Raw genomic sequence first — 22,492 nt, forward strand, 5'->3', positions numbered from 1 at the left:
GAGTATGCGACCGAATACGGTCCCATTCGGTCCGTCTGGCACCTCCACCCGGTATTCGGTCGCGAATCCACCGCCCCCGGGGGGTCAGGTGCGGAGGTACTCCAGCTGGGCCTCGACGGAGCGTTCGGCGGCGGGCCACAGCGAACGGTCCACATCGGCGTAGACGGTGGCGACGACCTCGGCAGCCGTGACGGCTCCGGCCTCGACCGCGCGCCTGACCTGGTCGAGCCGGTCCGCCCGGTGCTCGAGGTAGAAGTCGACGTGGGCCGCCGCGTCGTCCGGCACCGGCCCGTGGGCCGGCAGCAGCAGCGAGACCACGCCCTCCTCGACCAGCTCGCGGATCCGCGCCAGGGAGTCCAGGTACGGACCCAGGCTGCCGTCGGGGTGGGCGATGATCGTGGTCCCCCGGCCCAGGATGGTGTCGCCGGTGAGCAGCGACCCCTCGTCGGTCAGCAGCAGGCACATCGAGTCCGCGGTGTGACCCGGCGTGGTGACCACCTCGAGCCGCAACCCGTCGACGTCCAGCTGTTCGCCGTCGACCACCGGATCCGCCCCCCGGCACCACGCGGCGTCGACGGCCCGGGCGGGGGCTCCGGTGAGCTCGACCATGCGGTCGATCGCCTCGGTGTGGTCGGGATGCCAGTGGGTGTACAGCACCAGCGCGACCTCACCGGCCGCGGACAGGACCGCTGCCAGGTGGTCGGCGTCGTCGGGGCCGGGATCCACCACCACCGACCGTGCGGCCCCCGGCTCGCGGAGGATCCAGGTGTTTGTCCCGTCGAGCGTCATGATCCCGGCGTTGTCGGCGACGACCCGGACGGCCCGCTCGGTGACGCTCACAGGTCCTCCAGACCGTTGTCGATGAACAGCTTCCCGTCGACCTCGACCAGGCGCGGCTCGATCGCCGAGATGCTGCGGGAGCGGGAGGCCTCCACGGCGGCCGAGGGGGCGAGGTCGACGACGTCCCGGCACGTCTGCAGGGTCGGCGGCATCATCGCCACCTCACCGGCGGTCACCGATCGCAGGACGTCGCCGACGGGGTGCCAGGCCGCGCGGTCGGCCTCGCCCGGCAGGGACCCCACGATCTGGCCGTCCGGGACCGCCGCCACGAAGAACCGGGTGTCGTAGCGCCGCGGCTCGAACGCCGGGGTGATCCAGTGCGACCACGCGCCCACCAGGTCGGCCCGCAGCACCAGGTCGTGCTCCGCGAGGAAGGAGGCGAAGCTGCGCTCGTCGGCGTCGAGCGCGGCGCGGGCGACGCTGAACTCCGGTGAGCTGACGTCACTGACCACGGTGTCGGCGTCGTGACCGGCCAGCAGGATGCCGGACTCCTCGAACGTCTCCCTCACGGCGGCGACGACCAGCGAGGCGGCCAGCGGCACGCTGCACGAGAAGCGCTCGGCCCAGGCCTCGGGCGGCGGACCGACCCACGGGACCGGTTCGGCGTCCAGGGCCGACACCCCGCCGCCGGGGAACACGTACATGCCGGCCGCGAACGCCATCGAGGGCTGTCGGCGCAGCAGGTAGGTCTCGGTGCCGGACGCGCCGGCGCGCAGCAGGGCGATCGTGGCGGCGTCGCGCGGCACGCTCGGTGCGGCGTCGGCCGACGGCCGCATCGACTCCGGCAGCGGGTACCTCACGGACCGACCTCGACGACGACCTCGACCTCCACGGGCGAGTCCAACGGCAGGACCGGCACGCCGACCGCGCTGCGGGCGTGTTGACCGACCGCGCCGAAGGCAGCAGCGAACAGCTCGCTCGCGCCGTTAGCGACCTGGGGCTGCTGCGTGAAGTCGGGGGTGCTGGCGACGAACACCGTGGCCTTCACGATCCGGGTGACCCGGTCGAGGTCGCCGACGACCCCCCGGACCGCCGCGATCGCGTTCAACGCGCAGACCTCGGCGCACGCGGTGGCCTCGTCGGCCGAGACCTCGCCACCGACCTTGCCGGTCTGCAGCAGCCGGCCCTCGACGAACGGCAGCTGACCGGACGTGAACACGTGCTGTCCGGTGTGCACGGCCGGGACGTAGGAGGCGACCGGCGCGGCGACCTCGGGCACCTGGTGACCCAGCGCCGCGAGGCGCTCCTCGACCGCCGACACGTCAGGCCACCGGCCGCTTGAAGTAGGCCACCAGGTTCTCGGGGTTCATCCCCGGCACGATCTGGACCAGCTCCCAGCCGTCGCTGCCGAAGGTGTCGAGGATCTGCTTGGTCGCGTGGACCAGGACGGGTGCGGTCAGGTACTCCCATTGCGTCATGGGTTCGACTGTATCGGCCGCCGGCCGGGGAGCGGGATTCCCCGGATCGAGATGCAGAAGGGAGGGCGGTCGATAGGGTGCTGAGGTGTCCTCCACTCCCACGCTGCACATCGTCACCGGCAAGGGCGGAACGGGCAAGACGACCGTCGCGGCAGCCCTCGCGATGGCGCTCGCCGGCCGCGGGCAGAAGGTGCTCCTGTGCGAGGTCGAGGGTCGGCAGGGCATCGCCCAGCTGTTCGACGTGGCCCCGCTGCCGTACGAGGAGCGTCGCATCGCCACCGGACTGGGGGGTGGCGAGGTGTACGCCCTGGCCATCGACCCGGAGTCGGCGCTGCTGGAGTACCTCGAGATGTTCTACCGGCTCGGCCGCGCCGGCAAGGCCCTCGACCGGTTCGGCATCATCGACTTCGCCACCACGATCGCTCCCGGTGTCCGCGACGTGCTGCTGACCGGCAAGGTCTACGAGATCGCCCGCCGCCAGGGCGCCAAGAACGAGGCCGGACCCACGTACGACGCCATCATCATGGACGCGCCGCCGACCGGACGGATCACCCGGTTCCTCAACGTCAACTCCGAGGTGGCCGGGCTGGCCAAGGTGGGTCCGATCCGCCGGCAGGCCGACTCGATCATGCAGCTGCTGCGGTCGGACGCCACGCGCGTCCACCTCGTCACCGTGCTGGAGGAGATGCCGGTGCAGGAGACGCTGGACGGCGTGGCCGAGCTGACGGGCGAACGGCTGCCCGTCGGCCACGTGATCGTCAACCTCGTGCGCCCCGCGTTGGTCACCGCGGCCACCGCCACGGCGTTGGACGACGACGACTTCCTCGACGCCCGGCTGCCCGAGCTGCTCGCCGGCGCCCGCCTCGATCCGTCCTCGGCGGACGTCCTGGTCGCCGGGGGTCGGGGCCACCTGGTGCGCCAAGCCCTGCAGCAGGGCCAGCGCGAGCTGCTCGAACAGGCCGATCCCCCGATGGCGGAGCTGCCGTTGCTCGACGCGTCCGTCGACGCCGGGGCGCTCCTGCAGCTGGCCGAGCACCTGCGGTCGGAGGGAGTGGCATGAGCGAGCGCCAGCGAGGCAGTGCCCGGGACCGGTCTCGGCCGCGGGTCTTCGACGGGTCCGCCACCGACACCACCCTCGACGTCGACGCACTGCTGGCCGACCGCGGCACCGAGATCATCGTGTGCTGCGGATCCGGCGGGGTCGGCAAGACCACCACGGCGGCGGCCCTGGCCATGCGGGCCGCGGACCAGGGGCGCAAGGTCTGCGTCCTCACGATCGACCCGGCTCGCCGGCTGGCGCAGTCGATGGGACTGACCGAGCTCGACAACACGCCCCGCGCGGTCGAGGGCGCCGGCGCCGGCGGCGGGTCGCTCGACGCGATGATGCTCGACATGAAGCGCACCTTCGACGAGGTCGTCGAGGCCCACGCCTCCCCCGAGAAGGCGCAGCAGATCCTGACCAACCCCTTCTACGTGGCGCTCTCCAGCTCGTTCGCGGGCACGCAGGAGTACATGGCGATGGAGAAGCTCGGGCAGCTGCACGGCGGCGGCGAGTGGGACCTCATCGTCGTCGACACCCCGCCGTCACGGTCCGCGCTGGACTTCCTCGACGCGCCGGAGCGGCTGTCGTCGATGTTGGACGGCCGGTTCATCAAGCTGCTGCTGGCGCCCGCCCGGGGGCCGGCCCGCCTCCTTACCGTCGGCTTCGGGGTGGTGACCGGTGCGCTCAACAAGGTCCTCGGTGCGCAGGTGCTGACCGACCTGCAGACGTTCGTCGCCGCGTTCGACACCCTCTTCGGCGGGTTCCGGCAGCGCGCCGACGCGACCTACTCCCTGCTGAAGGCTCCGGGCACGTCCTTCCTGGTGATCGCCTCCCCCGAGACCGCGGCGCTGCGCGAGGCGTCGTACTTCGTCGAACGGCTGGCCGGCGACGCCATGCCCCTGGCCGGCCTGGTCGTCAACCGGGTGCACGACGACGTCGGGGAGGCCATCGACGCCACCGACGCGGAGTCGGCCGCCAAGCGACTGCGCCGACACGGTGGGGCCGACGAGGTCGCCACGGCCGAGCTGCTGGCGGTCCACGCCGAGCGGGTGCGGGTCGCCGAGCGCGAACACCTCGCGCGGGAGCGGTTCGCCGCGACGCACCCGGGGGTCGCCCAGGTGCCCGTCACCGCGCTCGCCGGTGACGTGCACGACCTCGACGGCCTGCGGCAGATCGGCAACCTGCTCGCCCGCTGACCTCAGCGGGTCGGGTCGGGGCCCACCTGCACCAGCAGCTTGCCGAAGTTCTCGCCACGCAGCAGGCCGAAGAAGGCCTCGGGTGCGTTCTCGAGGCCCTTGACGACGTCCTCCTTGTAGGCGACGCGACCCTCACGGATCCAGGCCGAGACCTCTTCCTGGAAGCCCCGGTAGTGCTCCTTGACGAACTCGTTCTGGATGAAGCCGCGGACCGTCAGGCTCTTGGTGAGGATCGCCTGCATGAGCTGCGGGACCCGGTTGGGACCCTCGGGCGCCTCGGTGGCGTTGTAGTGCGCGATCAACCCGCAGACGGGCACCCGGGCGTAGGTGTTGAGCCGGGGCAGCACCGCGTCCCACACGTGGCCGCCGACGTTCTCGAAGTACACGTCGATCCCGTCCGGCACGGCGGCCTTGAGGTCCTCACGGAACGTTGGCGAGCGGTGGTCGAGCGCGACGTCGAAGCCCAGCTCCTGCAGGAAGGCGACCTTCTGCGGGCCGCCGGCGATGCCGACCGCACGAGCGCCCTTGACCTTCGCGATCTGGCCGACCATCGAGCCGACCGGACCGGTCGCCGCGGCGACGACCACGGTCTCGCCCGGCTGGGGCCGGCCGATCTGCAGCAGACCCGCGTAGGCGGTGAAGCCCGGCATCCCGAGCGCTCCCACGGCCGTCGAGATCGGCGCCCGCGCCGGGTCGAGCCGCCGGACGTGTCGAGCCGGCTGCACGCCGTACTCCTGCCAGCCCAGGTGGGAGAGCACCAGGTCGCCGGGCTCCAGGTCCGGGGACCGGGACTCCACGACCTCGGCGACGGTGCCGCCCTCCATGACCGCACCCACCTCGACGGGGGCGGCGTACGACTTCGCCGCGCTCATCCGTCCGCGCATGTAGGGGTCGAGCGACAGGTAGACGGTGCGCAGCAGCACCTCGCCGTCGGCCGGCTCAGGGACCGCGGCGGTCTCGATCCGGAAGTTCTCGGCAGTGGGCTCGCCCTCGGGTCGCGAGGCGAGCAGGACACGGTTGTTCTCGGTCGGGGTGGTCACCACCCCGACGCTACCCCCGCGGGGGTCGGCTCAGACGGCGACCTGCAGCACCGATCGCCAGGTGGTGACGTTGGGACGGCGACGCAGCAGCGCACGGCGCTCCCGCTCGGTCATGCCGCCCCACACGCCCCACTCGATGCGGTTGTCGAGCGCCTCGGCCAGGCACTCGGCCTTGACGACGCAGCGCCCGCAGACCTGCTTGGCGCGGTTCTGCTCGGCGCCCTTGACGAAGAGTTCGTCGGACGTGTTGCGACAGGCGGCCGACGCCGACCAGTTGTCGTCCCAGCTCATGTGAACCTCCCGAGATCAGCCACCTGGTGTGGCCGAAGTGATTCCTGAGAACAGGCTAGGAAATCTGGTACGGACCCGTCAGACCGGTCGGAATGGTTTCCCCTAGTCCTTTCGAACCACCGAAAGCGGGGCCTTGTGCCCACGGAACCCCGGGCCCCCGGTCCGTGGGCTCGGTCGCGTCTGGCTCGGTCCCGTAGGCTGACCCCATGTCGTGGGACGATCTGCAGTCAGCCGTGCGCCGCCGCGTCCAGGCCGAGGACCGCCGCCAGAGCACCCCGTCGCTCGTGGCCTCGATCGCGCGACTGTCGGTCATCGGCGGCGTGCTGGTCGCCGCGATCATCGTCCCGGTCACGGCCATCGTGGCCGTCACCGCCACCCAGGCGAGCACCGAGGTCATCGACCTGCCGCTGACCCTGGAGGAGCAGCCCACACCGCAGACCAGCCGGCTGCTCGCCGCGGACGGTCAGCTGCTCGCCTACTTCTACGAGGAGAACCGGCAGGACGTCCCCCTCGACGAGATCGCGCCCGTCATGCAGGACGCGATCATCTCGATCGAGGACGAGCGCTTCTACGACCACGGCGCGCTCGACATCCAGGGCACCCTGCGCGCCCTGGTCAACAACGCCTCGGACGGCCGGACCCAGGGCGGGTCGACGATCACCCAGCAGCTGGTGAAGCTGACCCTCGTGCAGGCCGCCGCCACCGACGAGGAGCGGCGGGCGGCCGTCGAGCAGTCGGTGGCGCGCAAGGTCCGCGAGCTGAAGATCGCGATCGACTTCGAGGAGCAGTACACCAAGGACGAGATCCTCGAGCGGTACCTCAACATCGCCTACTACGGCGGCGGTGCGTACGGCATCTCGGCCGCGGCCAACCACTTCTTCTCGGTGTCGCCCGCCGACCTGACCCTGGCCCAGGCCGCGACCCTGGCCGGTCTGGTCAAGAACCCGGTCGAGTTCGATCCCAACGTGTACCCCGAGCGGGCGCTGCAGCGGCGCAACCTCGTGCTGTCGGTCATGGAACGCCAGGGCAAGATCTCCCCCGAGGAGTCCGAGCAGCTCCAGGCCGGTGAGCTGGCCCTGGTCACCACCGACTTCCCGAACGGCTGCATCACCTCGGTCGCGTCGTTCTCGTGCGACTACGTGCAGCGCTACCTCGAGAACGAGGAGGCGCTCGGCGCGACGGTCGAGGAGCGGCGCGACCGCATCCGGCTCGGCGGCCTCACCATCAAGTCCAACATCGACGTCTCGATGCAGACGGCGGTCAACGACGCCGTGGCCGGCAACGTGCTCCCGACCGACCAGGCGATCGGATCCATCGCCCTCGTCGAGCCCGGCACCGGCAAGGTCCGCGGCATGGCCCAGTCGCGACCGATGGGCACCGACCGCGAGGGCGGCCAGTCGTTCATCAACTTCTCGGTGCCGACCGAGCTGGGTGACTCCGGCGGCTTCCAGGCCGGATCGACATTCAAGATGTTCACCACGGCCGCCGCCCTGCAGCAGGGCATCGGGGTCGACAAGACCTACAACTCGCCGCCGCGGATGACGATCCCCCGCGGTACGTACTTCGACTGCGAGGGGGGAGGGACCGACCGGTTCGAGGTCCGCAACTCCACCTCCTCGGGCACGATGAACATGTACACCGCCCTGCGGCAGTCGGTGAACACCTACTTCGCCCAGCTCGAGGCCGAGGTGGGTCTCTGCGAGACCGTGCGGATGGCCGAGGCCATGGGCATCGAGGTGCCGTTCGGCGGACCGGACAACGGCGTCGTCCCGTCGTTCACGCTCGGCCCCATCCGGGTCAGCACGCTCGACATGGCCGCTGCCTACGCCGTCCCGGCCTCCGGCGGCATGTTCTGCGAGCCGCAGCCGGTCACCGAGATCCTCGAGGCCGACGGGTCACTGCTCAAGGCCTACGTCCCGGAGTGCGAGCGGGTGCTGACCAACGAGGAGGCCGCGCAGATCAACGACATCCTGCGGGGCCTGCAGCAGCCCGGTGGCTTCGGGTTCTCCAACGGCACCGGCCTCAACATCCCGTCGGCCGCCAAGACCGGAACCACCAACGACAACAAGGCCGTCTGGTACACCGGCTACACGCCGGAGATCTCGGCCGCCGCGATGATCGCCGGCGCCGACTTCGACGGGTTCGAGATCCCTCTGTCGGGCCAGCGCATCAACGGCCGGTTCGTCAACGCCAGCGCCGCCGCCGGTAGCGCCCTGGCGGGCCCGATGTGGGCCGACGCCATGCAGGTCATCCAGAACTCGCTGAGCCCGGTCAACTTCGAGCGCCCGCCGCGCACCCAGCCGGCTCCCCCGCGACCGCCGGAGCCCGAGCCGGACCCCAACGCTCCCGCCCCGCCCCAGCAGACGCTTCAGCTGCCGCCAGGGGTCCAGCTGCCTCCGGGCTTCCAGCTGCCGCCGGGCGTGACGATCGTCCAGTAGGTCAGCCGGCCAGCTGCCGCTTGACCTCGGCCGCCACCACCCCGCCGTCGGCGCGGCCCTTGACCTGCGGCTGCACGACGGCCATCACCGCACCCATCGCCTTCATGCCCTGACCGGCAGCACCGGCCTGCTCGACGGCCGCCGTGACGATGGCGGCGACCTCGGCCTCGGTCAACGACGCCGGGAGGTACTCGGCGAGGATCGCCGCCTCGTCCCGCTCCTTCTGCGCGAGCGCCGGCCGGTCGCCGGCGTCGAACGCCTCGGCCGACTCGCGACGCTTCTTGGCCTCCTTGCCCAGCACCGCGATCACGTCGTCGTCGCTGAGCTCCCTGGCCTCCTTGCCGGCGACCTCCGCGGTCGAGATGGCGGCCAGCACCATGCGGATCGTCGACGAGCGCAGCGCGTCGCGCGCCTTCATCGAGGCGGTGAGGTCGGAGCGGAGACGGTCCTTCATGGCTGACATGCCTCCATTGTCCCCCCTCCCCCACCCCAACCCAGAAGTGCTCCCGAATCCACCGTTCCTGGCGGAAGAAGGGTTGATCCGGGAGCACTTCTGGGTCGGGGTGGCGGGGATGCGTAGGCTCGGGCCATGCGCCCCCGTCACCTCGCCTGGCCCCTGGCGGGCGGACTCGGGGTGGTCGCGTACGGCGCGATCCACGAGGTGCGGGCCTTCACCCTGCGGCGCGTCAATGTGCCGGTGCTGGCGCCCGGGTCGAGGCCGTTGCGGGTCCTGCACCTGTCCGACGCCCACATGCGCCCGAACCAGCGGCGCAAGCAGGAGTGGTTGCGTGGGCTGGCGGCGCTCGAGCCCGACCTGGTCGTCAACACCGGCGACAACCTGTCGCACCTCGACGCCCTGCCCTCGGTGCTCGACGCGTACGGCGGACTGCTGGACGTGCCCGGGGTGTTCGTCTTCGGCTCCAACGACTACTTCTCCCCGGTGTTCAAGAACCCGCTCGCCTACCTCACCGGGGGTACCGGGACCGCGTCGAAGGGCTCGTGGGAGCGGCAGCCGGACCTGCCCTTCGAGCCGATGCGACGGGCCTTCACCGACCGGGGCTGGTTGGACCTGACCAACCGGCACGACGCCCTGACCGTCGCCGGCGTGCGGCTGGACTTCGCCGGCGTCGACGACCCCCACCTGGAGTACGACGAGCTCGACGACATCGCGCCCGACCCCTCGGCAGACCTGTCGATCGGCGTGGCGCACGCGCCGTACCTGCGGGTCTTGGACCGCTGGAACTCGCTCGGGTACCCGCTGATCATGGCCGGCCACACCCACGGCGGACAGCTCTGCCTGCCCTTCTACGGGGCCCTGGTGACCAACTGCGACCTGGACCGGTCCCGCGCCAAGGGGTTGCACACCCACCGGACCGACGGGCACGAACCCTCGTGGCTGCACGTGTCGGCCGGGCTCGGCACCTCGCCGTTCGCACCCGTGCGGATCGCCTGCCGCCCCGAGGCCACGCTGCTCACCCTCACTGGGATAGACTCGCCGAGGTCCTGACGAACGGGACCGGCCACGGGGTGTGGCGCAGCTTGGTAGCGCGCGTCGTTCGGGACGACGAGGCCGCAGGTTCAAATCCTGTCACCCCGACCATGTGATCTCTCAGCACATCGACGACACCCGGCCCTGCACCCGCAGCGCCGGGTGTTCGCGTTCTCGGCCGGACGGTCGGCTCCGGGTCTCCCTCAACGTAGAGCGTCGGGCCGGCGGTGCTCGACGGTGGTGACGTACGGCGAGGTCGACGCCCTCAGCAGCGCGGAGTAGTCCACGCCGAACCTCAGCTCGTCCCCGACGGCGGTGGCATGGTCGCCCACGTCCAGCACGAGGTGGTCGCTGCTCATGCCGAGAATGGTCATCCCGTCCGGGACGGTCAGACCGTCGGGGTCGGTGTCCTGGCGTCCCACGGCGACCAGTGCCTGTCGCACGGTGCCTCGGCCGCGACGTCGCGGCCGCCGCTCGAACGCGCTCTGCGCCGTCGCTCCCCAGGCGCGGGCCGGCTTGGTCTTGACCTCGATGACCTCGCCGACGAGCACGCACGCATCGAGCCGCAGACCCGGGATCGACGCCCGGCGCAGCGGGTCGGTCCCCAGGAGGATCGACTCACCCAGTCGGAGCTGGTTGATCCGGCCGACGCTCCTCGTGGTCATCGCCCACCCGAGGTTGGCGGAGTTGCCGCCCGAGACGACCGGGAGCACCAACGACGACGACCGCTCGACCGCGTCGACCAGGCCCGACAGCTCGTCCATCGACCGCTGGTCCGGCACGACCCCGCTCTGGCACGCCAGGTTGGTGCCGAGGCCGACCAGGGCGAGTCCGCCGAGGGCGCCGACGTGGCGCGCGAGGTCGACGACGTCGCCCACCGCCACCCCTTCGCGCAGGTCACCCAGCTCGACCATCAGCACGACCGCGTGGCGGTCCCGATGGCCGGCCGCCGAGGCCGACAGGGCGGCGAGGACGACCGGCTCGGTGTTGAGGCTCGTCCCGGCCTCGACCACCACCCGGTCGACCTGGCTCAGCATCGGGGACCGGACCAGGGTCCGCGGCGCGCGCGGATCACCTCTGCGCAGCACGGCCAGGTTCTCGATCCGCGAGTCGGCGAGCCCACGGGCACCACCGCGCATCATGGCGGCCCCCACCGAGGGGTTGCCGCACACGGCCTTGGTCACTCCCTGGACGGAGATCCCGCGCGGCGCCAACCGGCCCACCAGGGCCCGGGTGTTGTGCTCGACGTCGTCGAGGTCGATCTCGAGACGCGGAGCGCCGCTCATCGACTGGTCGCGAGCCGTGCCCTGATCGCGGGGAAGGCGGTGAGCACCATGTCGGCCAGCTCGTCGAGCGGACGAGTGAGCGGGTCGGTGGCCGGGAGGTCGAGGTCACGCCTGAACCCGGCCACGGCCTCGTCGACCGCCGCGGAGTCCATCCCCTCGTGGTTGATGGTGATGCCGATGACCCTGGTGTCGGCGAACGCCTCGATCAGCCGCACCTCACTCGCCGCCGTCGGCATCGCGACCATCGGGAAGTCACCCAGGACCCGGCGACGAGGGGCGTGCTGCACGATGACCCCCTGCGGCCTGCTCCCGCGCAGGATGGCGCCCGAGGTCAGGTAGGCCGGATGGCTGAGCGCCCCCTGCCCTTCGACGACGATCACGTCAGGATCCTCGCCCTCGTAGGCGGCGACGACCTGGTTCTCGACCTCGCCGGAACAGAACTGCGGCACCAGCGCGTCGAGCGCCACGCCGTACTTGCCGCCCTGGATGACCGTGGTCTGACCCGTGCCGACCATCACTGCGCGCACGCCGCGTGACCGCAGCGCCTCCACCAGGAGCGTGGCGGTGGTCCGCTTGCCGATCGACCCGTCGGTGCCGAGCACCGCGATGCGGGTGCAGTCGACGTCGAAGATGCGACCCGAGAACAGGTGGAGGTCCCGGGTGGGCCGGGGTCGGCGGACATCGGTGATCGTGACCCCGGCGAGGATCGCGGCGGCCACAAACTCCGCGTCGTCGTTGAGGAACTCGTGCAGACCGTTGACGATGTGCATCCCGCGCGACATGCCGTCCAGCAGCACCGCTCGCTGAGCCGGGGACAGCAGCCCGTCGGCAGGCGCGAGTCCGCAGATCAGGTAGTCCGGCACCCGGCCGTGACGCTCGACCGCCTCGGCGAGGCCGGCCAGCACGGGGATCCCGTTGGGAACCGCGTCCAGCACCTGGCCGGCGTCGGTGCCCGCCAGACGACTGTCGAGGACGCCGACGATCTCGTACCGCTCGGAGAACCGCACCAGACCGTTCGCGGTCTTGCCGTCCTGTTCCCCGAACTGTCCCTCGCAGTAGACGAAGGCGGTGGAACCGGACGCGGGTACGGGCAGGGACGTGGACATGACGAACTCCTCGGAGATTCCCAGAGGAGGCGACACGGTGCGGGCGAGGACGGATCGTCCGGGCGGCCACGGGGGTCTTCCCTGATCGTCGGCGAGCTGCCGACACACCCCCACCGTACGCCGTCGCACCAACGTGGCGGACCACGACGACGTCGGCGGACCTCGATCGTGACTCGTGCCCTGTGTCACACTGGACTGATGAGTGATCCGGTCCAGCCTCCGAAGAAGGTGGTGCGCCGCGTCGTCCGCAAGACCGTCGTCCGACCGGGCCCCGGAACCCCCGTCCCACCCGCCGGGACCCCCCGTCGCGCCGGCCCCGGCGCACCCACCGCCCTGGCCGATCGGCCCGCCGCCCCGACGAAGCGGCCGCCCAGGCCCGCCCTGCGCGACCGGCTCGCCGACGGCACCGACCGGGTGCGCGACCCCGCCGGCCGGGTGGCCGAGGCGGTCCGAGGCGGGTGGTACTGGGTCGTCGACTCCGCCGCGATCGCCGGCGAACGCATCCTGCAGGCCCGACTGCCCGTCTGGCCGGAATCACGGGCCGCCGCCGTGTCCGGCCTGGTCGCCGGACTGATCGCCGTCGCCGTGGGCGGCGGGGTCCTCGAGTTCTTCTCCAGCACGCGCGGGGTGTCGACCGGCGGCGCCTGGGGCGTGCTGGCGTTCCTGGCCATCGCCGTCCTGTGCATCGGCACGGCCGAGGCGCTGCTGCGAGGTTTCGCGCACCCGTCGGCGCGGCTCGTCGCCTTCCTCGGGACGTCCGTGGCGATCGTGGTCGTGCTGATGTTCTTCATCGACGTGGGCAACCACCCGTGGGCCGCGGTCATCATCCCGGTGGTCGCGACCCTCACCCACCTCGGAGCGAGCGTCCTCGTGGAGATGGCCGAGCAGCAGCCCGACGACGAGCTCTGACCGGTGGAGGAGATCCTCTGGCGGCCCGACGGCCGCCCGAGCCGGTTGGCCGAGTTCGCCCGCTCGGTCGGCATCGACCCCGACGACTACGCCGCCCTGTGGCAGTGGTCCGTCGACGACCTCGACGCGTTCTGGTCGGCCGTGTGGAGATGGGCGGACCTGCCGGCCGACGGCGATCCCGCCCCGGCTCTCGCCGTCGACGCGATGCCCGGCGCGGTCTGGTTCCCCGGCGTCCGGCTGAACTACGCCGAGGCCGCCCTCCGGCTGCCGGGGCGCGCGGACGACGACGTCGTGGTGGTCGCCCGCTCGCAGACCCGGCCCGACCAGGAGCTCACCGCCGCTCAGCTGCGTGACCAGGTCGCCCGCGCTCGCGCCGGTCTCGTGGCCGCCGGCGTGCGCCGGGGTGACCGGGTCGCGGCGTACGCGCCGAACGTCCCGGAGACGCTGGTCCTGCTGCTCGCCGCCGCCAGCCTGGGCGCGATCTTCTCGTCCTGCGCGCCCGAGTTCGGTGCCCAGAGCGTCGTCGACCGGTGGACCCAGACCGAGCCGGTCCTCCTCCTGGCGGTCGACGGGTACCGCTACGGGACGAAGCCGGTCGACCGCCGCGCCGAGGTGGAGCAGATCGTGGCGGCCCTGCCGAGCGTGCGCACGGTGGTCTGGCTGCCCCACCTCGACCCCTCGTCGCCCCCGCCCGCGGGTGCCGGCACCTGGGCCGACCTGCTGGCCGAATCCGGTCCGCTGGAGTTCGACCGGGTGCCCTTCGACCATCCGCTCTACGTGCTCTACTCCTCCGGCACCACCGGACTGCCCAAGCCGATCGTGCACGGCCACGGCGGCATCGCCCTGGAACACTCCAAGGCCCTGGGGCTGCACCTGGACCTCGGCCCGGACGACCGGTTCTTCTGGTTCAGCACGACGGGCTGGATGATGTGGAACTTCCTGGTGTCCGGCCTGCTCGTGGGGTCCACCGTGGTGCTGTTCGACGGTGACCCCGGCTGGCCCGACCTCGGCACCACGTGGACCCTCGCCGACGAGCTCGGCGTCACCTACCTCGGCACCAGCGCTCCCTTCCTGCTCGCGTGCCGCAAGGCCGGGATCGTCCCCCGCGAGACCGCCGACCTTTCGGCCGTCCGCGGTCTCGGGTCCACCGGTGCGCCGCTGCCGGCCGAGGGGTTCCGGTGGGTCTACGAGGCGGTCGGCGACGTCCACCTCGGGTCGATGTCCGGCGGCACCGACGTGTGCACCGGCTTTGTCGGCGCGGCGCCCACGGTGCCGGTCGTCACCGGCGAGATCTCGTGCCGGCAGCTCGGGTGCGCCGTCCACGCCTTCGAGGACGGCGAACCGGTCACCGGGCGCCTGGGGGAGCTGGTCATCACGCGGCCCATGCCGTCGATGCCTGTCGGGTTCTGGGGCGACGACGGGACCCGCTACCGCGCCGCGTACTTCGAGGACATTCCCGGAGTGTGGCGTCACGGCGACTGGATCTCGATCACCGAGCGCGGCACCTGCACCATCACCGGGCGCAGTGACGCCACCCTCAACCGCGGCGGCGTCCGGCTCGGCACGGCGGAGTTCTACGCCGTGGTCGAGGCCCTGCCGCAGGTCGAGGACTCGCTGGTCGTCCACCTGGAGGACGCGGAGGGCGGCAGCGGCCGGCTGCTGCTGTTCGTGCGGCTCGCCGGCGGAGCCAGCCTCGACGACGACCTCCGTGCGTCGGTGGCTCGCGAGCTGAGGACCCGCCTCTCGCCCCGCCACGTGCCCGACGAGGTGCACGCCGTCGCGACCCTGCCCCGTACGCTGTCGGGCAAGAAGCTCGAGGTGCCGGTCAAGAAGATCCTCCAGGGCGTCCCGCCCGAGGTCGCCGCGTCGGCCGGTGCACTCGCCGACCCGCAGGCTCTCGACGTCTTCGCCCCGTTCGCCCCGCCCCCGACCTGACCCTGAGGACCTCGACGCCCGTGACCCGCCTCCTGCTCCCCCTCCTGGCCGCGACCACCCTGTGGCTCGCGTCCTGTTCCGGTTCCGACGAGCCCGCGCCCGGTCCGGTCGAGACCACGCCCGCCGTCGCCCCCACCACGGTGGCCCCCGGCGCCTGCATCGCATCGCCCGAGCCGGTCAGCCTGCTCGGTGACGTCGCGATCTCCGAGAGCACGGTGGTCGACTGCGACGAGCCGCACGTGTACGAGGTGCTGGTCGTGCAGGACGTCCCGCCCTCGTACTTCGCCGATCCGACCGGCGCGACCGAGCTGGACCGCATCGGCTTGCAGGCCGCCGCCGACGGTTCACCCCAGTCGGCGATCCAGATCCAGTTCGCTGCCTTCGCCCGCACCACCTGCGCCGTGGGTCTGCAGCGGGCCGTCGGCCTGGCGGACCTCGAGCTGGCGGGCGAGGACGGCGGCCGGCTCGCCGTGGCACCGGTGACCGACACGTCCGCCGCGGTGGCCGTGCTGCCCAGCGAGGGCTGGGCCGACCAGCCCGTGCTCGTGTGCGTGAACCGGTTCTCCGAGCCGTCCGCCGATCCCGTGCAGGCGCCCGCCTCCCCCGTCACCGGCCTGACCACGCCGTCGCTGCTGTCGCCGGAGGTCCCGGCGGCCGAGCGCGAGTGCTTCGCTTTCGACTCCTCCGGTCTGGTGGTGGACACGACGTGCGAGCAGCCCCACTTCGGGGAGTTCACCGTGCGCCTGGACGCGACCTTCCTGCTCGACGACGAGCAGCTCGCGAACGCCTCGGTCGACGCGTCCGCCCCGTTCGACGACGAGGTGCAGGAGCAGATCGACCAGGCCTGCGACGACGTCCTCGGTCGGGTGATCGGCGAGGACTACGACGAGGACCTGCTCGCCGGCCACGGCCTGCGCGGTGCTGCCGGCTGGGGCCAGGGCGGCACGGTCAACAGCGTCACCTGCTACGTCTCCGCGGCCGACGACGCCGACTTCGACCTGCCGGCGGGCTCCGTGATCGGGATCGGCGACACCGAGATCGAACTCAGCCCGGTGGCGTGACCGCCGTCAGACGAGCAGCTCGGCGATCTGCACCGTGTTCAGCGCCGCGCCCTTGCGCAGGTTGTCGCCACTGACGAACAGCACCAGACCGCGGTCGCCGTCGAGCGACCGGTCCTGACGGATCCGGCCCACGAGACTCGGGTCGGCCCCGGCGGCCTGCAGCGGCGTCGGCACGTCGACCAGGCGCACGCCCGGGGCGGCGGCGAGCAGCTCGGTGGCCCGGGCCACCGTGAGGTCCCGGGCGAACTCGGCGTTGATCGACAGCGAGTGCCCGGTGAACACCGGCACCCGCACGCACGTGCCGGCGACGCGCAGGTCGGGCAGGCCGAGGATCTTGCGGCTCTCGTGCCGGAGCTTCTGCTCCTCGTCGGTCTCGAACGATCCGTCGTCGACGATCGACCCGGCCATCGGCAGCACGTTGAACGCGATCGGCGCGACGTACTTCTGCGGCGCGGGGAAGGACAGCGCCTGGCCGTCGTAGGCCAGCGCGTCGGCCTTCTCGACCACCGCGAGCGCCTGGTCGTGCAGCTCGCGCACACCGGCGACGCCGGAGCCCGAGACCGCCTGGTAGCTGCTGACGACGAGCCGGACCAGCCCGGCCTCGTCGTGGAGCGGCTTGAGGACCGGCATGGCGGCCATCGTGGTGCAGTTCGGGTTGGCGATGATGCCTCGTCCGCCCGGACCGTCACCCGCCGGGATGTCGCCGGGGTTGACCTCGCTGACGACCAACGGGACCGAGGGGTCCTTGCGGAACGCCGAGGAGTTGTCGACCACGGTGACGCCGGCCGCGGCGAACCGGGGGGCCTGCACGCGCGACAGGGTGGCGCCGGCGGAGAACAGGGCGATGTCGAGCCCGGTCGGGTCGGCGGTCTCGGCGTCCTCGATGACGATCTCGCCGTCGCCCCACGGCAGGGTGCGGCCGGCCGAGCGTGCCGACGCGAAGAACCGCACCTGGGAGGCCGGGAAGTTGCGCTCGGCCAGGATGCTGCGCATCGCGACGCCGACCTGACCGGTGGCGCCGACGATGCCGATCCGTGCGGTGGTCATCGGCCGGTCCCCCCGTAGACGACGGCCTGGACCTCGTCGGTGCCGAGGTCGAAGGCCGCGTGGGCGGCGTTGACGGCGGCGTCGACCTGCGCCTCGCTGACGACCACCGAGATGCGGATCTCCGAGGTCGAGATCATCTCGATGTTGACGCCGGCGTCGGCCAGCGCCTGGAAGAACCGGGCGGTGATGCCGGGCTCGGACCGCATGCCGGCGCCGACGATCGAGACCTTGCCGACGCTGTCGTCGTACTGCAGGCGCTCGAAGCCGACCGAGTCCTGCAACCGGGCGAGGGCCGACATGGCGGTCTGGCCGTCGCTGCGGGGCAGGGTGAACGAGATGTCGGTGAGCGAGGTGGTCGCCGCCGACACGTTCTGCACGATCATGTCGATGTTGATCTGCGCGTCGGCGAGCGCTCGGAAGATGCCGGCCGCCTCACCGACCTTGTCGGGGACGCCGACCACGGTGATCTTGGACTCGCTGCGGTCGTGGGCGACCCCGGAGATGATGGCTTGTTCCATGGTGGCGACCTCGTCGGCGTGGACGACCCAGGTGCCCTCCTTGGCGGAGAACGAGGATCGGACGTGGATGGGAATGGCGTTGCGGCGGGCGTACTCGACGCACCGCAGGTGCAGGATCTTGGCCCCGTTGGCCGCCATCTCGAGGGTCTCCTCGTAGGAGATCCGCGGGATCTGGCGGGCGTTGGGCACGATCCGGGGGTCGGCGGTGAAGATGCCGTCGACGTCGGTGTAGATCTCGCACACGTCGGCCCCGAGCGCCGCGGCGAGCGCGACCGCCGTGGTGTCGGACCCGCCGCGCCCGAGCGTGGTGATGTCCTTGGTCGTCTGCGAGACGCCCTGGAAGCCCGCCACGATCGCGATGGCGCCCTCGGCCAGCGCCGCCTCGATGCGACCCGGGGTGACGTCGATGATCTTGGCTCGTCCGTGCTCGGCGTCGGTGATCACCCCGGCCTGCGAGCCGGTGAACGAACGCGCCTCGTGCCCGAGGCTGCCGATGGCCATGGCGAGCACGGCCATCGAGATCCGCTCCCCCGCCGTGAGCAGCATGTCGAGCTCACGGGCCGGCGGCAGCGGCGACACCTGGTTGGCCAGGTCGATCAGGTCGTCGGTGGTGTCGCCCATGGCGGACACCACGACGACCACGTCGTGACCGGACTTGCGGGTCGCGACGATGCGCTGGGCGACCCTCTTGACGCTGGTGGCGTCGGACACCGAGGAGCCGCCGTACTTCTGGACGACGATTCCCACGGGGCTTCCTCGGCTCGTACGGACAACAGGCGCCCGATCCGGACGCCCTGCGTCAGTCTACCGATACTCCGGATTGTGGTGGAACTCGTGCACGCCGGAGTCCCACACGGTGCGCTGGTTGCCGAAGGCAGGAATCCCTCCGGCGGCGCGGAACATCCCCGCCAGGTGCAGCAGGTTGTAGGTCATGAAGGTCGTGTTGCGGTTGGTGAAGTCGTTCTCGGGGCCGCCGGAGCCCTCGTCGAGGTACGACGGTCCGGGGCCGGCCTCGCCGATCCAGCCCGCATCGGCCTGCGGCGGGATCGTGAAGCCGACGTGCTGGAGGCTGTAGAGCACGTTCATGGCGCAGTGCTTGACGCCGTCCTCGTTGCCGGTGATCAGGCACCCGGCGACCTTGCCGTAGAAGGCGTACTGGCCGGCGCCGTTGAGGATGCCCGACGCGGAGTACAGCCGCTCGATGACCTGCTTCATGACGCTGCTGTTGTCGCCCAGCCAGATCGGTCCGGCCAGCACCAGGATGTCGGCGGCCATGATCTGCTCGAGGATGCCCGGCCACGCGTCGGTCTCCCAGCCGTGCTCGGTCATGTCGGGGTACACGCCGGTGGCGATGTCGTGGTCGATCGCCCGCAGGCGCGTCACCTCGACCCCGTGGGCGGTCAGGATCTCGGCACTCTTGTCGACCAGCCCGTCGGTGTGGCTGGGTTCGGGCGACTTCTTCAGCGTCGCGTTGACGAACACGGCCTTGAGGCCGCTGGCATCCGGTGACTGGGTCATGGGCCCAGTCTGGGCTGGCGAGGGGTGCGGGGCAACGGCTGACCGGCGCCGTCACGAGTCCGTCAGCCGGGTGCGGCGGCCTGCGGGATCGAGGTGCGTCCCTCGAAGGCCCGGCCGAGGGTCAGCTCGTCGGCGTACTCCAGGTCGCCGCCGACCGGGAGGCCGCTCGCGAGCTTGCTGACCGCGACGCCCAGGGTCGACAGCATGCGGATCAGGTAGGTGGCGGTCGCCTCGCCCTCGAGGTTCGGGTCGGTCGCGATGATGACCTCGGTGACGACGCCGTCCTGCAGCCGGCCGAGCAGCTCCTTGATGCGCAGCTGGTCGGGTCCGATGCCCGCGATGGGGCTGATGGCACCGCCCAGCACGTGGTAGCGGCCGCGGAACTCGCGGGTGCGCTCGATGGCCACGACGTCCTTGGACTCCTCGACCACGCACAGCACGGTGGCGTCGCGTCGCGGGTCGGCGCAGATGCGGCACTCGGGGTCGACCGTCACGTTGCCGCAGGTCGCACAGAAGTGCACCGTGGCCTTGACCTCGGTGAGCACCGACGCGAACCGCCGGACGTCCTCGGGGTCCGCGTCGAGCAGGTGGAAGGCGATCCGTTGGGCGCTCTTGGGACCGATCCCGGGCAGACGCCCGAGCTCGTCGATGAGGTCCTGGATCACGCTGTCGTACACGCCGCCAGCGTAGTCGCGCGGTGGACGGGCTGCGCGCCCCCGCGCCCGGCGTCCGGGCGGTAGGTCAGCAACCTTTCACCGCCAGCGGCGGTAGGTGAGCAACCGAACCACGGGTGCGGCGGTAGGTGAGCAACCGAACCGTCTCCCTATTCGGTTGCTGACCTACCTCCGCCACCCCCACCGCACCGGCCGACGGGAGTGGTTGCTCACCTACCGCCCCGGGGGGGGTCAGGGCAGGAGGGTCTGGCCGGAGAGGATGCGCACCAGCTGCTCGAGCCGGATGTCCTCGTGCTCGGGGTGTCCGTGGACGACAGACACGAGGGCCTCCCCGTCGAGCAGGTGCACAATGCTGAGCAGGAGGGTGTCGAGCTCGTCGGGCGGCAGCGCCCCGGCGACCGGCATGGTGCGGCCGATCTCCATGATCTCGCGGTGGTACCGCTCGGTGAGCGGGGCGAGCTTCTCGCGCAGGGCGGCGTCGGTGCGCGCGGCCACGAGCAGCTCGTACCAGGCCGCGTTGATCGGGGCCCGGCACGCCCGGCGGAGCAGCACCAGACCGTCGTGCAACGTCACCTCCGACAAGGCCTCGAGTCCCTCGCGGAACTGGTCGAACTGCCGGGACCGGACCTCGTCGGCTGCCGCGACGATGACGTCGAGCCGGGAGTCGAAGTGTCGGAACAGACCGCCCGTGGACACCCCCGCGTGCCGACAGATCTCGGCCGTCGTCGTGCGGGCGTACCCGACCTCGCCCAACAGGTGGACCGCCGCGTCGACCAGCGCGCCCATGGTGCTGGCGCGCCGTTGCGCCTGGGTGCGACGCGGCGGTGCTGCCGAGGGCGAGGTCGAGGTCATGCCCCCGAGGGTGCCATCACCGGTGTATCGGTTGGCGCCCCGGACAGTCGGCGGACCGCCGAGACGGTGCCGCGCGGCTCGTCGGCCCGCAAAAACCGGCCCGTGCCCAGCGTCGTGCCGTAGCCGGGGGCGAACTCCCCGCCCGACCAGACGACCTCGCCGGACACGATCGTGGCCGCGACCGCGGCGTCGTTGCGGTTGACCATGCGGCTCATGCCGCCGAACTCCGGCATCACAGCCTCGTGGTAGTCGTCGACGCTGCCGTCCAGACCGGCCGGGTCGATGACGGTGATGTCCGCGCGGTCGCCGACCCGGATCCGGCCCGCGTCGAGACCGTAGAAGTCCCCGAGCTCGCCCGTGAGCTTGTACACCGCCTTCTCGACGGTCATGAACGGCTTCGGCTTGGCCTGGGCGGCGTGCACCCGGTTCATCAGCCGCACCCCGAAGTTGTAGAACGCCATGTTGCGCAGGTGCGCACCCGCGTCGGAGAACCCGATGGTGATCCCGTGCCGGTTGATGAGCGAGTCCTGGACCTCGGGCCGCGTGTTGGCGATGTTGGTCTTCCACCGCAGGTCGGTGCCGTGCTCGACCACGAGGTCGAGGTAGCAGTCGACGGGGTGGACGTCACGGTCGCGCGCGACGTCGCCGATCATGCGGCCCACCAGGGAGGCGTCGGGGCACTCGGTGATCTCGGCGTCGTCGAAGTCGCGGTGCCAGACCCGCGGGCTGAACCGCTTGTCGAAGTCGGCCCGGAACCAGCGCCGGTACGCCTCGTCGGAGAGCAGGTCGTTGCGACCCATCTCCTCCCGCAGGTGCAGCGCCTCACGGCCCGAGCCGAACTCCTCGAAGACCACGAGGTCGATGCCGTCGGCCCACACCCGGAACGTCGTGGGTAGGTGCTGCCAGGTGAACCGGCCGCGGCCGAGCTGGTTGGCGATGCGCGCCAGGGGGCCGAAGATGCGCTGCACCCACGGCTCGGCCTTGGTGTCGGCGGCCGCCAGCAGCGAGACCCGCAGCGACTTGCGGAACAGGCCCATCGAGGTGGTGAGGTAGAAGGCGATGTCGTACTTCTTGTTGAGGTTCGGCACACCCTGCAGCACCCGGTCGCGGCGTCGCAGCACGCGACTGAGCCGGCGGAACTCCTTCCAGCTGGAGTACGTCGACGGCAGCGAGCGGGACCGGTACCGGTCCCCGTCGAGCTTGTCCCACGGGTTGGTCATCGTGGAGATGCCGAGGAACCCGGCGTCGAGGGCCTCCTCGAGACGGCGCTCGATCTCGACCATCTCGGCGCGGCTGGCGCGGTGGCTCGGGTCGGTGGAGCGGCCGAGGCCCATCACGCTGGCGCGGACGTCGGAGTGGCCGAGGAACGATGCCACGTGCGGACCCAGCGGCAGCTGCTCGAGGGCATCGACCCATCCCTGCGGCGTGCTCCAGGTCTTGGCCTCCTCCAGGGCGGTGAGGACGTGGGCCCGCGGCAGGGCCTCGACCCGACTGAACAGGTCGGCCGCGTCGAGCGGGGTGGAGTACACGGTGGAGAGCGAGCAGTTGCCGACCAGCACGGTGGTGACGCCGTGCCGCACCGACTCGTTCAGGCCCGGGGCGACCTGCACCTCGGCGTCGTAGTGGGTGTGGGTGTCGACGAACCCGGGCATGACCCACCGGCCGGTGGCGTCGACGACGCGGGTGGTGGGCCCGGCCTCCAGGCGTGCCTCGACCGCGACGACACGACCGTCGCGGACCCCGAGGTCGGCGACGCGACCCGGCGCGCCCGTCCCGTCGTAGTAGGTGCCTCCGCGCACCAGAAGATCGAAATCGCTCATGTGACTCTCCTC

22 protein-coding genes and 1 tRNA gene are annotated in these 22,492 nt (G+C 71.6%); 8 read left to right on the forward strand and 15 right to left on the reverse strand.

Annotation, left to right across the window (positions count from 1 at the left end):
* Window positions 1-84 precede the first annotated feature (84 nt).
* The 4 genes from HMPREF0063_RS12130 to sp36 are packed head-to-tail and all read right to left on the reverse strand — an operon-like array spanning window position 85 to window position 2,258.
* The gene (locus HMPREF0063_RS12130) at window positions 85-840 is read right to left on the reverse strand and encodes an MBL fold metallo-hydrolase (RefSeq protein WP_007078975.1); all 756 of its coding nucleotides are present in this window, start codon (window positions 838-840) and stop codon (window positions 85-87) included.
* Window positions 837-1,640 (reverse strand): NUDIX hydrolase, encoded by an 804-nt coding sequence (locus tag HMPREF0063_RS12135; RefSeq protein WP_007078976.1) that lies wholly within the window; start codon window positions 1,638-1,640, stop codon window positions 837-839. Before HMPREF0063_RS12135 ends, HMPREF0063_RS12130 begins: the two co-directional genes overlap by 4 nt.
* The gene (locus tag HMPREF0063_RS12140) at window positions 1,637-2,101 is read right to left on the reverse strand and encodes a RidA family protein (RefSeq protein ID WP_007078977.1); all 465 of its coding nucleotides are present in this window, start codon (window positions 2,099-2,101) and stop codon (window positions 1,637-1,639) included. The genes HMPREF0063_RS12135 and HMPREF0063_RS12140 overlap by 4 nt, the downstream gene beginning before the upstream one ends.
* 1 nt (window position 2,102) lies before the next feature.
* Window positions 2,103-2,258 carry a Sp36 family protein gene (sp36, locus tag HMPREF0063_RS16835; RefSeq protein ID WP_007078978.1) on the reverse strand — a complete coding sequence of 52 codons (156 nt, stop codon included), beginning with the start codon at window positions 2,256-2,258 and terminating at the stop codon, window positions 2,103-2,105.
* Window positions 2,259-2,343: 85 nt separating this feature from the next.
* On the opposite strand from sp36, the gene bagA reads away from it, so the two are divergent.
* Together bagA and bagB are read left to right on the forward strand one after the other, a co-directional pair.
* Window positions 2,344-3,318, forward strand: a complete 975-nt coding sequence (gene bagA / locus HMPREF0063_RS12145) for an ATPase BagA (protein ID WP_007078979.1) — start codon at window positions 2,344-2,346, stop codon at window positions 3,316-3,318.
* Complete coding sequence (gene bagB / locus HMPREF0063_RS12150) at window positions 3,315-4,496, forward strand: ArsA family ATPase (protein WP_007078980.1); 1,182 nt, start codon at window positions 3,315-3,317, stop codon at window positions 4,494-4,496. Before bagA ends, bagB begins: the two co-directional genes overlap by 4 nt.
* A gap of 2 nt (window positions 4,497-4,498) precedes the next feature.
* On the opposite strand, the gene HMPREF0063_RS12155 is transcribed toward bagB, so the two are convergent.
* Window positions 4,499-5,536 carry an NADP-dependent oxidoreductase gene (locus HMPREF0063_RS12155; RefSeq protein ID WP_040320267.1) on the reverse strand — a complete coding sequence of 346 codons (1,038 nt, stop codon included), beginning with the start codon at window positions 5,534-5,536 and terminating at the stop codon, window positions 4,499-4,501.
* 30 nt (window positions 5,537-5,566) lie between these two features.
* A complete protein-coding gene (locus HMPREF0063_RS12160) occupies window positions 5,567-5,827 on the reverse strand; it encodes a WhiB family transcriptional regulator (protein WP_007078982.1) in 261 nt (86 codons plus the stop codon).
* Between the two features lie 206 nt (window positions 5,828-6,033).
* Here HMPREF0063_RS12160 and HMPREF0063_RS12165 point away from each other — a divergent pair, with 206 nt between their 5' ends.
* Window positions 6,034-8,265, forward strand: coding sequence for a transglycosylase domain-containing protein (locus HMPREF0063_RS12165; protein WP_007078983.1), 2,232 nt, complete (start codon window positions 6,034-6,036; stop codon window positions 8,263-8,265).
* Between the two features lies 1 nt (window position 8,266).
* Here the strand turns inward: HMPREF0063_RS12165 and HMPREF0063_RS12170 are convergent, their stop codons facing one another.
* A complete protein-coding gene (locus HMPREF0063_RS12170) occupies window positions 8,267-8,728 on the reverse strand; it encodes a GatB/YqeY domain-containing protein (protein ID WP_007078984.1) in 462 nt (153 codons plus the stop codon).
* Window positions 8,729-8,854: 126 nt separating this feature from the next.
* Here HMPREF0063_RS12170 and HMPREF0063_RS12175 point away from each other — a divergent pair, with 126 nt between their 5' ends.
* Together HMPREF0063_RS12175 and HMPREF0063_RS12180 are read left to right on the forward strand one after the other, a co-directional pair.
* A complete protein-coding gene (locus HMPREF0063_RS12175; RefSeq protein WP_007078985.1) occupies window positions 8,855-9,772 on the forward strand; it encodes a metallophosphoesterase in 918 nt (305 codons plus the stop codon).
* 16 nt (window positions 9,773-9,788) lie between these two features.
* A tRNA-Pro gene (locus HMPREF0063_RS12180) sits at window positions 9,789-9,865 on the forward strand.
* Window positions 9,866-9,957: 92 nt separating this feature from the next.
* Here HMPREF0063_RS12180 and HMPREF0063_RS12185 read toward each other — a convergent pair.
* Together HMPREF0063_RS12185 and HMPREF0063_RS12190 are read right to left on the reverse strand one after the other, a co-directional pair.
* Window positions 9,958-11,040 (reverse strand): alanine racemase, encoded by a 1,083-nt coding sequence (locus HMPREF0063_RS12185; RefSeq protein ID WP_007078986.1) that lies wholly within the window; start codon window positions 11,038-11,040, stop codon window positions 9,958-9,960.
* On the reverse strand, window positions 11,037-12,146 hold the full coding sequence (locus tag HMPREF0063_RS12190; protein ID WP_007078987.1) for an N-acetyltransferase DgcN family protein: 1,110 nt from the start codon (window positions 12,144-12,146) through the stop codon (window positions 11,037-11,039). The genes HMPREF0063_RS12185 and HMPREF0063_RS12190 overlap by 4 nt, the downstream gene beginning before the upstream one ends.
* Before the next feature lie 198 nt (window positions 12,147-12,344).
* Here HMPREF0063_RS12190 and HMPREF0063_RS12195 point away from each other — a divergent pair, with 198 nt between their 5' ends.
* From HMPREF0063_RS12195 to HMPREF0063_RS12205, 3 genes are read left to right on the forward strand one after another with little or no spacing between them, the layout of a single operon-like run.
* The gene (locus HMPREF0063_RS12195) at window positions 12,345-13,055 is read left to right on the forward strand and encodes a hypothetical protein (RefSeq protein WP_040320268.1); all 711 of its coding nucleotides are present in this window, start codon (window positions 12,345-12,347) and stop codon (window positions 13,053-13,055) included.
* A gap of 3 nt (window positions 13,056-13,058) precedes the next feature.
* Window positions 13,059-14,990 carry an acetoacetate--CoA ligase gene (locus HMPREF0063_RS12200; RefSeq protein ID WP_007078988.1) on the forward strand — a complete coding sequence of 644 codons (1,932 nt, stop codon included), beginning with the start codon at window positions 13,059-13,061 and terminating at the stop codon, window positions 14,988-14,990.
* A gap of 20 nt (window positions 14,991-15,010) precedes the next feature.
* Window positions 15,011-16,051: a hypothetical protein gene (locus tag HMPREF0063_RS12205; RefSeq protein ID WP_040320269.1), complete on the forward strand. Its 1,041-nt coding sequence runs from the start codon at window positions 15,011-15,013 to the stop codon at window positions 16,049-16,051.
* Between the two features lie 6 nt (window positions 16,052-16,057).
* On the opposite strand, the gene HMPREF0063_RS12210 is transcribed toward HMPREF0063_RS12205, so the two are convergent.
* From HMPREF0063_RS12210 to HMPREF0063_RS12235, 6 genes are all read right to left on the reverse strand, one after another.
* The gene (locus HMPREF0063_RS12210; protein ID WP_007078990.1) at window positions 16,058-17,098 is read right to left on the reverse strand and encodes an aspartate-semialdehyde dehydrogenase; all 1,041 of its coding nucleotides are present in this window, start codon (window positions 17,096-17,098) and stop codon (window positions 16,058-16,060) included.
* On the reverse strand, window positions 17,095-18,363 hold the full coding sequence (locus HMPREF0063_RS12215; protein WP_007078991.1) for an aspartate kinase: 1,269 nt from the start codon (window positions 18,361-18,363) through the stop codon (window positions 17,095-17,097). The genes HMPREF0063_RS12210 and HMPREF0063_RS12215 overlap by 4 nt, the downstream gene beginning before the upstream one ends.
* Before the next feature lie 57 nt (window positions 18,364-18,420).
* Window positions 18,421-19,134 carry a flavodoxin family protein gene (locus HMPREF0063_RS12220; RefSeq protein WP_007078992.1) on the reverse strand — a complete coding sequence of 238 codons (714 nt, stop codon included), beginning with the start codon at window positions 19,132-19,134 and terminating at the stop codon, window positions 18,421-18,423.
* Window positions 19,135-19,196: 62 nt separating this feature from the next.
* On the reverse strand, window positions 19,197-19,811 hold the full coding sequence (recR, locus tag HMPREF0063_RS12225; RefSeq protein WP_007078993.1) for a recombination mediator RecR: 615 nt from the start codon (window positions 19,809-19,811) through the stop codon (window positions 19,197-19,199).
* 228 nt (window positions 19,812-20,039) lie between these two features.
* Window positions 20,040-20,660 (reverse strand): TetR/AcrR family transcriptional regulator, encoded by a 621-nt coding sequence (locus HMPREF0063_RS12230; RefSeq protein WP_007078994.1) that lies wholly within the window; start codon window positions 20,658-20,660, stop codon window positions 20,040-20,042.
* Window positions 20,657-22,480 carry an N-acyl-D-amino-acid deacylase family protein gene (locus HMPREF0063_RS12235; RefSeq protein WP_007078995.1) on the reverse strand — a complete coding sequence of 608 codons (1,824 nt, stop codon included), beginning with the start codon at window positions 22,478-22,480 and terminating at the stop codon, window positions 20,657-20,659. Before HMPREF0063_RS12235 ends, HMPREF0063_RS12230 begins: the two co-directional genes overlap by 4 nt.
* Window positions 22,481-22,492: the final 12 nt, after the last annotated feature.

Source organism: Aeromicrobium marinum DSM 15272, assembly GCF_000160775.2.
GTDB classification, from domain to species: domain Bacteria; phylum Actinomycetota; class Actinomycetes; order Propionibacteriales; family Nocardioidaceae; genus Aeromicrobium; species Aeromicrobium marinum.